General features: G+C 32.5%; 11 protein-coding genes and 1 riboswitch. Of the genes, 2 read left to right on the plus strand and 9 right to left on the minus strand.

Annotated features, from left to right (window positions below):
- Window positions 1-131: 131 nt before the first annotated feature.
- Both M2651_RS00740 and M2651_RS00745 read left to right on the plus strand, forming a co-directional pair.
- Window positions 132-452 carry a PadR family transcriptional regulator gene (locus tag M2651_RS00740; RefSeq protein WP_252130412.1) on the plus strand — a complete coding sequence of 107 codons (321 nt, stop codon included), beginning with the start codon at window positions 132-134 and terminating at the stop codon, window positions 450-452.
- 2 nt (window positions 453-454) lie between these two features.
- Entirely contained in the window at window positions 455-1,000 is a 546-nt protein-coding gene (locus M2651_RS00745) for a DUF2812 domain-containing protein (protein ID WP_252130413.1), read from the plus strand.
- A 42-nt stretch (window positions 1,001-1,042) separates the two neighbouring features.
- Here the strand turns inward: M2651_RS00745 and M2651_RS00750 are convergent, their stop codons facing one another.
- The 9 genes from M2651_RS00750 to spoIIE form a co-directional block, all read right to left on the minus strand.
- Window positions 1,043-2,230 (minus strand): cation:proton antiporter domain-containing protein, encoded by a 1,188-nt coding sequence (locus M2651_RS00750; RefSeq protein ID WP_252130414.1) that lies wholly within the window; start codon window positions 2,228-2,230, stop codon window positions 1,043-1,045.
- Between the two features lie 61 nt (window positions 2,231-2,291).
- Window positions 2,292-2,350, minus strand: a riboswitch (Fluoride riboswitch).
- A gap of 55 nt (window positions 2,351-2,405) precedes the next feature.
- On the minus strand, window positions 2,406-2,600 hold the full coding sequence (locus M2651_RS00755) for a DUF4250 domain-containing protein (RefSeq protein ID WP_252130415.1): 195 nt from the start codon (window positions 2,598-2,600) through the stop codon (window positions 2,406-2,408).
- Between the two features lie 25 nt (window positions 2,601-2,625).
- Window positions 2,626-3,510, minus strand: coding sequence for an FG-GAP repeat domain-containing protein (locus tag M2651_RS00760; RefSeq protein WP_252130416.1), 885 nt, complete (start codon window positions 3,508-3,510; stop codon window positions 2,626-2,628).
- Between the two features lie 84 nt (window positions 3,511-3,594).
- Window positions 3,595-5,265 (minus strand): formate--tetrahydrofolate ligase, encoded by a 1,671-nt coding sequence (locus M2651_RS00765; protein WP_252130417.1) that lies wholly within the window; start codon window positions 5,263-5,265, stop codon window positions 3,595-3,597.
- 52 nt (window positions 5,266-5,317) lie between these two features.
- Complete coding sequence (locus M2651_RS00770) at window positions 5,318-5,704, minus strand: thioesterase family protein (RefSeq protein ID WP_252130418.1); 387 nt, start codon at window positions 5,702-5,704, stop codon at window positions 5,318-5,320.
- A gap of 161 nt (window positions 5,705-5,865) precedes the next feature.
- Window positions 5,866-7,668, minus strand: a complete 1,803-nt coding sequence (ftsH, locus tag M2651_RS00775; RefSeq protein ID WP_252130419.1) for an ATP-dependent zinc metalloprotease FtsH — start codon at window positions 7,666-7,668, stop codon at window positions 5,866-5,868.
- A gap of 82 nt (window positions 7,669-7,750) precedes the next feature.
- Window positions 7,751-8,287, minus strand: a complete 537-nt coding sequence (hpt, locus tag M2651_RS00780; RefSeq protein WP_252130420.1) for a hypoxanthine phosphoribosyltransferase — start codon at window positions 8,285-8,287, stop codon at window positions 7,751-7,753.
- Window positions 8,271-9,677: a tRNA lysidine(34) synthetase TilS gene (gene tilS, locus M2651_RS00785; RefSeq protein ID WP_252130421.1), complete on the minus strand. Its 1,407-nt coding sequence runs from the start codon at window positions 9,675-9,677 to the stop codon at window positions 8,271-8,273. Before tilS ends, hpt begins: the two co-directional genes overlap by 17 nt.
- Window positions 9,678-9,755: 78 nt before the next feature.
- Window positions 9,756-12,140: a stage II sporulation protein E gene (spoIIE, locus tag M2651_RS00790; protein ID WP_252130422.1), complete on the minus strand. Its 2,385-nt coding sequence runs from the start codon at window positions 12,138-12,140 to the stop codon at window positions 9,756-9,758.
- Between the last annotated feature and the right edge of the window lie 287 nt (window positions 12,141-12,427).

Consider the following 12,427-nt stretch of genomic DNA (forward strand, 5'->3'; position numbering starts at 1 on the left):
AGAAAAATTTATAAAAAAGTATTTACAAAACTATCGTTAGCCGATATACTAATAATATAATTTATATCGTTTTACGATATATCTATGGATGATATAATATTTAACAATAATAATATCAGGAGGATTTAATAATGCCAGAAAGCACAGAACGTGGAGCATTAACGGAAGCTGTATACTATATTCTTTTAGCACTTAACACCCCTATGCATGGCTATGGAATTATGCAGTTTGTTAAAGAAATAAGTGGTAATCGAGTTAACCTGGGACCTGGAACTTTATATGGAGCTATCAATACAATGTTATCAAAAGGATGGATTGAAGCTCTTCCAAGTGAAGCAGACAGCAGAAAAAAAGAATATAAAATCACAGAAGAGGGACACAAGGTATTATTGGATGAAATTAAAAGACTTAAAGAGCTGTTAAATAACGGAATAAAAATATTGGGGGTATAGAAATGAAGGTCGTAGTAAGAAAATTATTTATAAACTATGAAAAAGAAGAAAAATGGCTTAACGATATGGCTGCAAAAGGATTAAACCTTGTTTATTACTCAATAGGAAAATATATATTTGAAAAAGGGATGCCTTCAGAATATATTTACAGAATTGAACTTTTAAATAAGTTTCCCTCAAATCCTGAGAGTAAAGCCTATATAAATTTTATGGAGGAATCTGGAGTGGAATGTGTTGCATCTTACATGAGATGGGTTTATTTCCGAAAAAAAGCAAACGAAGGTTCTTTTGATATATATTCTGACTATGATTCACGAATAAAACTTTATAAAAAAATTGCCATATTGTATGGAACAGTTGCACTATTAAATTTATTTCCTGCAATATCAAACTTTATTCTTAGCTTAAAGAACGGAATAGTATCACATTTTTTTAACTTTTCTATTTCAATTTTAAATCTAACCATAACTGCTGTATCAACACAAATGTTTATATCTCACATTAAAAAGATAAAAAGAATGAAAAATGAAAAACAGCTTTATGAATAACTAAACAACAGCTGATTTCTATAAAATCAGCTGTTGTTTTTATTAATTTTTATCTATATGCAGTAATCTTGGTGCAGATAAACTTATTGCTACTGCACCAAGAGGTGCTGTAATTAATATGGACATTACCGCTACTGCAAGTATCACATCTCCAGAAACTACACCTAAAGATAAAGGAATAGCTCCCATAGCTGCCTGTACAGTAGCTTTAGGTATGTATGCTATTGTGCAAAACAATCTTTCCTTAAAGTTTAAGTCTGTTCCTATTAAAGAAATGATTACACCTAAACTCCTTCCAATTAGTCCAATCAAAATTATAATAATTCCAGAAATACCTGCATTAATTGCCACAGATACATTCATCTGGGCACCTACAAGTACAAAGAGAAGTATTTCTGCAAACACCCATATTTTATTAAACTTTATAGCTAATCGCTTCCCTACTGCAGGCATTTTTTCAAGTATAATAAAACCAATAGTCATAACTCCTAGAAGACTTGCAATCTCAATCTTACTTTTAATCAGATTTTCCATAGTTGTAAGAAGTATTGAGGCTCCTAATATAAGAAGAACTTTTTTCGTATCACGAATATGGTACTTTTTAAAAAGCTTAATAAATATAAATCCAATAATTATCCCTGCTGCAATGCCTAAAATAATAGAAACGGGTATTCCTATAAGCTTAATTCCTATATTGACATGGCTTCCGCTGTATAAACCTAAAAAAGTACTGAAAATTGTAATTGCAAACACATCATCAATAGAAGCTCCTGCTAATATCAAGGTTGGCACTCCTTTATTAGTACCTATACCCTTTTCCATAAAATTGAGCATTTGCGGAACTACAACTGCTGGAGAAACTGCTGCAATTATAAAACCAAGTATTCCTCCCTGAATAAAAGAAAATCCTAAAAACTTTACCGCAGCAAAGGCAATAAAAAAACCTTCAAATATACCCGGAATACAACTCATCCTCAATGCAGGTGCTCCAACTCTGGTTAAATCTTCCTTACTTATTCCAAAACCTGCCCTAAGTAAAATTATAATAAGTGCTATTTTACGAAAGTCCGCAGAAACGTTCATTATTTCAGGTTGAATTAAATTAAACCCATAAGGTCCTATGACCACTCCTAAAATTAACATTCCAAGCAGCCCAGGCATTTTAATCTTTGCAAACAGAGTATTAAAAATTAATCCTAGTATAATTATAAGTGCTAAGCTTGTTGCCATAAAAATCCCCTCCATAAATAAGATAATAAATATAAAAACTCCTACAGGTACAGCTATAGTGTCGCCTGTAGGAGTCATTAGCATTTAGCGTTTCTGGTGAACTCCATCACCCATAAATTCTAACATGCTAAATATATCATATTTTTTTATTAAAATCAACCAGATTTATCAACATTTACTCTGATATAAACTGATTATTATCCACATTATACACATAACCTATTGTTCTTAATTTTGTTTTAATTTCATCTTCCTTTATATCATAATCATCACATAGACTGTTAAGACTGTCAAACTCATCTCTGAGTTTCATATTTATTAAACTTAACAGCATAAATACATCCATATTCTGCAGACTATCTCTATCCACTATTTATCCCCCGTTTCTTTTTTCTTTAGTTTTTAAATATTCCTACAGGAAGTACATTTTGTGCATTTTTAATATTTTCTGACTTATTAATAGAAGTTATGTCTAATTTTATTAGCTTCATCTTTGAGCCATCATATTTCCATATGGATTTTGCATAGCCTACAACATCAGCATAGCAAAAACCTCTCAACTTTTGCACTCCTTTAAGTTCATACACACCATCTTTATCTATATCTATAGGGTGCAGCTCCTCTAAGCTGCTTTGAATTCCTTTTGTTTCCTTAAGCACTTCTCCTATACTATTATAAACTTCTGAATTTATATATATATTTTTTTTATTTGATACATCTGTAGTATATGACTTATTAATATCTTTACAAAATATATTAACCTTAAAATCATCAACATAGTTTATATCAAAGGGAATGCCTAAAGAAAACTTTTTCTGCTCAAACAAATATAAAGCCTTATTTTTAATTAAAGAAATTAAACTATAATAAGCTCCTGTTTCCTTTCCATTACATACTTTTACAAAAATATCATCTACTTTATCTCCATTAAAATCACCTAAAAACATCTTACTATTATAACCATAATTGATTTTCCCTATTGAGAATTTAGAATACCTGTTACTTTTTCCATCCTGAAGTATTATGTAAATGTCATCGCTCCAGGTATTTTGAGTATTACTATTCTTATGGCCTAAAAGTAAGATATCATCTTTAATATTATCTCCAGTAACATCTTCATATTTATAATCGAGTATAAAAGTATTTTCTCTTAGTTTCAGTTTATTAGTGCTGAACTCTGTATCTATTTTAAATTTTTCTTCTTCAGCTGCTTTAATATTGTTAAAAGGCAAAATGAATAATGCCAGAAATATTGCAGGGATTATTATATTTTTTTTCATTCTTTATCCCTCCTTGCTAATATTTTTAGCATTATTCATTATATTTATGTTTAGAAGTTTTATGGTAAATTTTTCACATATCTTTTAAAATAGCCCTATTATTGTTCCATCCTCTAATATATCCATTTTCTCTGCAGCAGGAATCTTTGGAAGTCCTGGCATAACCATTATATCTCCTGTCAGCGCTACTATAAACCCTGCACCGTTTGATACTCTTATTTCCCTAACTGTAATATTAAAACCTCTTGGTCTTCCAAGCAAAGCCTGGTTATCAGATAAAGAATATTGAGTTTTTGCAACACATATAGGCAATTTATCAAGTCCAATAGCTTCTAATTCTTTAATTTGTTTTTCTGCATCCTTCGAGAAATTCACCCCATCTGCGCCATATATTTCCCGAGCAATAATTTCTAATTTCTCTTTTATTTTTAATGATTCGTCATATAAAACCTTAAAATTACTTTCACCATTCTCTAGAATATGTAAAACTTTTTCAGCTAAAGCGATACCTCCTTCACCGCCCTTCGCCCAAACTTCAGTAAGTGCTACATCTACTCCTAAATTATTACAATATTCTTCGATAAACTTAAGTTCTTCTTGGCTGTCTGTAATAAATCTGTTAATTGCAACTACTGGAGTAACTCCATATTTTTTGATATTTTCGATTTGCTTTTCTAAGTTTTCAATGCCCTTAGACAAAGCTTCAACATTAGGCTCACTTAAACTATCCTTTTTTAAACCGCCATGCATTTTAAGTGCTCTAACAGTAGCTACTATAACAACACACTCCGGCTTAAGTTCACCATATCTGCACTTAATGTCAAAAAACTTTTCAGCACCTAAGTCTGCTCCAAAACCCGCTTCTGTTACTACATAATCTCCAAGCTTTAAAGCGGTTTTTGTAGCAAGGAGGCTATTACAGCCATGAGCTATATTGGCAAATGGTCCGCCGTGAATTATAGCAGGTGTATTTTCTAATGTTTGAACAAGATTAGGCTTTATAGCATCCTTCATAAGCAGTGCCATAGCTCCTTGAACCTTTAAATCTTTACAAAATACCGGCTCCCCTTCCAAGTTATAAGCAACTAATATATTCCCAATCCTCATCTTTAAATCCATTAAATCTTTAGCTAAGCAAAGGATAGCCATAATCTCTGAAGCAACTGTTATCATAAAGCCATCTTCTCTTAAAAAGCCGTTAACTTTTCCTCCCATTCCCACAACAATATCTCTAAGAGCTCTATCATTCATATCCATTACTCTTTTAAAGATTATTCTTCTTGAATCAATTCTTAAATTGTTGCCCTGATGTATATGATTATCAATAGCTGCTGCAAGTAAGTTATTAGCTGCTGTTATAGCGTGCATATCTCCAGTAAAGTGAAGATTTATGTCTTCCATAGGAACTACCTGAGCATATCCACCTCCGGCAGCTCCTCCTTTAACTCCAAATACAGGTCCAAGTGAAGGCTCTCTAAGTGCGATAACAGCATTTTTTCCTAATTTGCATAAGGCCTGACCAAGTCCCACCGTAACAGTAGATTTTCCTTCTCCTGCAGCAGTTGGATTTATAGCAGTTACTAAAATAAGCTTTCCATCTTCTTTATCGCTAAGATTTTTTAGTACATCAAGGGAAATTTTACATTTATACTTTCCGTAAAGATCAATGTCATCCTCTGAAAGTCCTAACTTCTCCGCAACTTTAACAATAGGCTCCATTTTTGCACTTTGTGCTATTTCTATATCATTTTTCACTTAAGTTTCCTCCTTTTTGGGTGTTTTTGCACTTGACAATTTACATTAATAATTATCGTGCCAATCTTCCCATAAATTCTTCTGAATTTACAATATATCTTATGTGAGTTCCCTCTCCAATCTTAGCTTTTTCATCAAAAGCTTCTACCTTAAAGAACAATCTTTTACCCTCAATTTTTACAAGCAAGGCTTCCGCTTTTACTTTCATTCCAACTGGTGTAGCCTTTATGTGTTTTACATTTACCTCTATGCCCACAGTTGTATAACCTTCTGGAAGCCTGCTTTCTACGCAATTTGCTGAAGCATTTTCCATAAGTGCAATCATTGCAGGAGTAGCAAAAACGTCTAAACTCCCTGAACCGTAAAATTTAGCTGTCTGTTTTTCATCTGCCAAAAGCTCCATCGAATAGGTTAATCCTTCTTTTAAATTATGCTCCAAATTATCGCCCCATTCCTAAATATTATTTTAACCTTATTATATCATTATAATTTATTTATTAACAATAAATTATTACGAATTATAATCAAAAAAGTATAGGCATTATTCCTAATAACACCTATACTTCTAATCATTTATATAATTATTGTTCGTAATTATATTTATGCATTATTAAATATCTCTTCAAACTCATCTGCTTCAAGCTTTTCCTTTTCAAGAAGAGCCTGTGCTACTGCATGAAGCTTATTTATATTTTCTGTTAAAAGACTTTCTGCTTTGGAATAAGCTTCATCGATAAATCTTCTGATTTCACTGTCTATTCTAGCTGCAACCTCTTCGCTGAAGTTTCTGCTCTTACCTAAATCACGACCTATAAATACTTCATCATGACCGCTGCCATAGGATATTGGTCCAAGCTCATCGCTCATACCAAATTCCATAACCATCTTTCGAGCTATAGATGTAGTCCTATCTATATCGTTCTTAGCTCCTGTACTTATATCTCCAATGATAAGCTTCTCTGCAACTCTGCCACCAAGAAGCCCAACCATTTCATCCTTAAGTCTTGATTTTGAAGTGTATGCTCTGTCTTCTTCAGGAAGATGCATTGTGTATCCTCCAGCCATTCCTCTAGGAATTATGCTTATCTGGTGAACAGGATCAGCATTTGGCAGAAGCTTCATAACAACTGCGTGACCAGCTTCATGATAAGCAGTTAGTTTTCTATCCTTCTCACTTACAACTCTGCTCTTCTTTTCCGGACCAGCAATAACTCTAGTTACAGCCTCTTCAAGTTCATCCATTCCGATAATCTTTTTATTATTTCTAACGGCTAAGAGAGCAGCTTCGTTCATTAGGTTTTCAAGATCCGCTCCTGTAAAACCTGGTGTTCTCTTTGCAAGCACATCAAGCTTAACTTCTTCAGCTAAAGGCTTGTTCTTTGAATGAACTTTTAGTATTTCTTCTCTCCCCTTAACATCTGGTGCTCCCACAACTATCTGTCTGTCAAATCTTCCTGGTCTTAAAAGCGCCGGATCTAGTATGTCTGGTCTATTTGTAGCTGCTATCATTATTATTCCTTCATTAACTCCAAAACCATCCATCTCAACTAGAAGCTGATTTAAAGTCTGCTCTCTTTCATCATGACCGCCTCCAAGTCCAGCTCCTCTTTGTCTTCCTACAGCATCAATCTCATCGATAAAAATTATACAAGGCGAGTTTTTCTTTGCCTGATCGAAAAGGTCTCTGACTCTGGAAGCACCAACACCCACAAACATTTCCACAAAGTCTGAACCAGATATGCTGAAAAATGGGACTCCAGCTTCTCCAGCTATAGCCTTAGCAAGAAGTGTCTTACCAGTTCCAGGAGGTCCTACTAATAAAACTCCTTTTGGTATTCTGGCACCAAGCTCAATGTATCTTTTTGGCTGCTTTAAAAAGTCAACTATCTCAGCAAGTTCAGCCTTTTCCTCATCTGCACCTGCTACATCATTAAAAGTAACCTTCTTTTTATCGGGAGTAGCCATTTTTGCTCTGCTTTTCCCGAAATTCATAACTCCTCTGTTGCCTCCACCACCTTGTGATTGCTGCATAAACATAAACCAAAAGGCTACAAACAGTAAAATCAGAAGAATTGTAGGCAGATACTGTACCCAAAGAGGTATTGTTGCAGGCTTTGCATAAATTTCCTTAACTTCGCCGTTCTTTGGATATTGATTTATAAATTGAAACAGTCTTTCAGCTGGAACTACAGTTTCATAAGCTGTTCCATCTTTATAAGTACCTGTAACAGTTCTGTCTTCATTTACTTTAAAACTCTCTATATTATTACTTATCCATTGTTTTTGAAACTCGTTGAAAGTAATACTATTTACATTTCTGCCCGTCTCCACCAAAAATAGAGAAGCAAAAATAACTCCTACAAGTATAATAATCCAGGCCGTAATACCAGAGTATTTCTTCATACAGGCCCCCCTCTCTTTCTGTTAATCTATATTGTAAAATTGTATCATAAGGCTTTTTTCTTTACAATAAACTTATTATGAATTATTTATAAATTTCCTCTTTTAATACCCCTATAAATGGAAGATTTCTATACTTTTCTGCATAGTCCAATCCATAACCTACTAAAAATTCATCTGGGACAGAAAAACCTTTATATTTTACTCCTATTTCTGCCTTTCTTCTCTCTGGTTTATCAAGAAGACAGACTATTTCTAAACTATTAGGTTTTCTTCCTTTTAAGTATTCCATAAGATACTTTAATGTTATTCCGCTGTCTATTATATCTTCTACTACAAGCACATCCTTGCCTTCTATTTCAAAATCCAAATCCTTTAAAATTCTAACTACTCCTGAACTTGTTGTAGAATTTCCATAGCTTGATACAGCCATAAAATCCATGCAGCATGGAATAGTAATCTCCTTTAAAAGATCTGCCATAAACATAACAGAACCTTTAAGCACACCAACAAGCACCAGGTCTTTTCCTTCATAATCCCTGCTTATAAGGCTACCTAATTCCTTAATTTTCTCACTTATTTTTTCTTCGTCTAAAAGTATTTTTTTAATATGGTCTCTCATTGCTGTTCCCCTTCCTAACAGTTATCTCTAGTATATTTTTTGTATCACTATTTACCTTGTAGCTTTCACTTATTCTATAGCCTACTATCCAGGCTATATCATCACCAAAGCAAATAAGCGGTATATAGTCTCTTTCCTCTTGTGGAATTTTTAAATCCATAAATAAGTCCTTTAGCTTTTTGCTTCCCTTCATACCAAGCGGAATAAACCTGTCTCCATTTTTTCTTGTTCTTAAGGTAATCCTTCCTTTAATCTTATCAAAATCAAAATATTTTATGTAAGTTTTTTCTTTAAAATCAGGCTTTTCGTCTTTATTTAATAATCTTAACTGAACTTCTAAGTTTAAGGCTTCAATATAATTTTTCTCTTCAATTTGAATAGTATATTCTTTTTTCTCTTTATAAACTTTATTAACTTCAGCTATAGAAAGTTCAATATTTTCATAATTATTAAACCCGACTAAATCCCCAGGCAAAGTTATTTTTTTCCCCGTTCCACTTTTTTGAAGATTAATAAGATCATAAATATGTACTTTTTCAATATTATATAGATTACCCTTAACCTCTCTTATAGCAAACCTAAGCAATCTGCTAAGTACTGCTTCATGTTCTTTAAAAGCTTCCTTGTATATTATAACCTTTCCGCCCTTCTTTTCACAATAGTTTCTATACTTTTCTTTACAGGTTGCTTCTAAATAATCATTATCTAAAGCCATAGTATCTGCTAATCTATTCAGACTATTTATTATATCACTATTAAAATTTTTCTCAATATAAGGAATAAGTTCAAGCCTTACTTTATTCCTCGTATAAATGTTTTCTAAATTGGTCTTGTCTATTCTGGGCTCTAATTTATTATCTCTGCAGTATTTTTCAATACTTTCTCTTTTAATATTTATTAAAGGTCTTACAAATATATTACTTCTGACTGCTTTAATCCCTGAAAGACCTTCCATACCTGTTCCTCTTATTATTCTCATAAGCACAGTTTCTGCCTTATCATTAAAGTTATGAGCCAGTGCTATTTTATCAGCTCTCAGTTTTTTATAAAGCTCCTCAAAAAATTCATATCTAGCCTCTCTTCCTGTACTTTCAGAAGATAATCCTCTTTCTTTTGAAAGTTTTTTTATATCTACTCTCTTTACAAAGCATTCTATACCGAGTTTTCTGCAAAACTCCTCTACATACTCCTCATCCTTATCTGCTTCTTCTCCCCTGAGACAATGATTTACATGTGCAGCATACAACGTTAAGTTAAAATCTCCCTTTAAAGTATACAAAAGGTGAAGAAGACAGACAGAATCAGGTCCCCCAGATACTGCAACTATTACTTTATCATTTTTCTCAAACATATTATATTGATTTATTGTATTCAAAACCTTATCTATCAAAACAAACACTTCCTAAATGTAATAATTAAACTTATTATAACATAAATAAAGGGAGACTAAATCTCCCTTCTATATATTTTAATATAAAGAATAAACCTTTGAAACCACAACCGTCATATCATCTTTCACTTTTCCGCCGCCAAGTTCTTTAGCTTTTTCTATAATTTCATCAGCAAGTTCCTTCGGACTGCTGCAGGTTGTATTCTGCAAAAAGTCAACTATCCAGTCTACCTTCCCTGCTGATTCATTATTATAATCTAAAATTCCGTCTGTGAGCATTATAACCAAATCTCCATTTTTTACCTTTTTATTCACTATATCTATATCCACCTTATCAAGCACACCCATAGGAAGAGTCTTTGATCTTATAACTTCTACCTTATTTCCGCTCTTTATAAAACTTGCAACAGCACCGACCTTCATAAATTCTGCTTCACCAGTATATAAGTCTATGCTGCTTAAATCTACCGTAGAGAATTTTTCATCAGCAGAAAACTTCAAACTCATTATAGAGTTTACTGTATTTATAGCAGTAATTCTGTTAAAACCTGTACTGGCAAACTTTTCAATAAGTTCAACTGCTGCATTGCTTTCCTGTTCTGCCTGAGGACCTGAACCCATTCCATCACTTATAACCGTCATATAAGTCCCATCACTAAGCTTTCCAAAAGTATAACTATCTCCACTATAATTTTCTCCATCCTTGCACACCCTTTTAGCATGGGAACCTATATGAAACTTTGGTGCCTCTTCAAAAGTTATAGTACAATTATTATCCTTTGGATCAATATTGCATCCGTCATCGCTGACACACATGTTTTTATGAATAACTTCATTAATAAGAGGAAGTATATCCTTAACACAGCTTTGTCTTCCGCCGCAAGCTGCCATTTTAAGCTTAACTACTAACCTATCATTTTTATTATTTAAACAAAATACATCTCTATACTTTATTCTGTTTCTGTCTAATATTCTTCTTATACTATTTTCAGCTTCAACATCAATTTTTATATTAGCATTAAAATCCTCAATAATTTCTGAAACAGAATCAGCCATATTTCCTATCTGATTAGATAGAAGTTCTCTTCCTTCGCTTAATCTTTTTCTCCACATCTCGCTTATTATATAGTTATTCACTATCTCCTCAGTACTTTTTATTAAAGCTGTTCTCTTAACACATTTTCTCTCAAGTTCCTGAGGCATTGTCTCATTCTTTTCCTGATAGTTTTGAATTAATTCTCCAAAGGCATTATATGTATAATAGCTTTCCCTTCTCCAGCACATAGAATTCATATTGCAGTTGCTGCAAACCCTATCTGCCAGATTTTCTATTAAAGCTGAGCTCTTATTTTTCATAACAAGCTTATCATTTTCTGCTAAGTTCTCAAGTATTGTTGACATATTTAAAAGTACATCTGAAAAACTATCTAATCTATCTATTAACATATTTTTAATTTTTTCCACATAGTTTGAACTTATACTTTCCTGTTTCTTTTCAAAATCTAGCTCTAAAGCTAATCTATCATAAATCTTGTTTGGAATAAAAAGAAAAACCCCGCAGGTAATTGCTGCTTCTATAAATCTAAATTCTCCATTGATATTGGAATAAATGTTTACTATAACAAAAGCCACTAAATATGAAAGCCCGGTTAATATTTTTCCAGTTTCTTTGAAGGTTCCTGCTATAAGCCCGCAAATGCCATATACACTTATAAACAAAGTCATATTATTTGATGCAATTCCAACAATTACTCCTATAGCTACCCCGCTGGCTGCTCCAACCGTACTTCCTTTTATATAACTTATACCTAGTACAAATAAAAGAGCAAAAAGGTTTCTTAAAGAAACTCCAAAAATACTGGCGCCCCAGGTTCCTGATATAATAAGAGACGACGTTACTGCCATACTTATAAGTTCTTCATTTGTAAATAAATGCTTTGTTTTTAAATCTTTAAAGCATAGTATAGAATAATTTATAATAAAATATAATGGGAATATACAAACTGTTTCCAAAAAAGCAGTAAAAAAAGCTACACCAATAGTAAAACTCAAAATAAGCATTTTATATGCTGTTAACTCAATTAAAACAGCTGAGAATAACAATATAAGTTGTTTCTTTTTTCCAAGACCCATAGACAAATAACCTACAAAAGTGATAATTCCAACCAATACCATATAGGAAGGCATTTCCTTTAAATTTCCATACAGTGTTGCATAACCAATAAGAGAACCACATCCAGCAACCAAAGAAATTCTCTCTTCTCCAAACATAGCAGCTGCTATTAAAAAAGCTATGCCAAATGGAGCCATATAATTTACTAAAAGTACTCTGCTTATTAAAAAAGACGCTGCAAAATAAACCAGCAGTTTTAATATAAGCCTAACATCTACTAATTTCTTTTCCTCTTTTTTCTTAGTCTTAACCGCTCTCTCATAAGCTGACAAATTTGCTCCGTACTGCATTAATAACACTCCCCCATCCAATCTTGCTTTTTATTATAACAAAGTTCTTTGGAAATAAATGTCATACCATGAAAGCCTTTACCAAATTTATTTGGACATTAATTCGTATAATTTTCCAAATAATTACCATTTAATAAAATTTTTAAATTTGCTTTTTACCCATTAAAACCTTATAAAAACAAGCTATTAGTAAATTTTATAAAAGATAGTTTGAATAAGATATCTTATTAATTTATGCAACATAAACAGAAAACATGTCGGTATTTCAATAATTTATTTTTTAAAAC

Origin of the sequence: Clostridium caldaquaticum (assembly GCF_023806125.1) — a bacterium.
Classification (GTDB): domain Bacteria; phylum Bacillota; class Clostridia; order Clostridiales; family Clostridiaceae; genus Clostridium_AT; species Clostridium_AT caldaquaticum.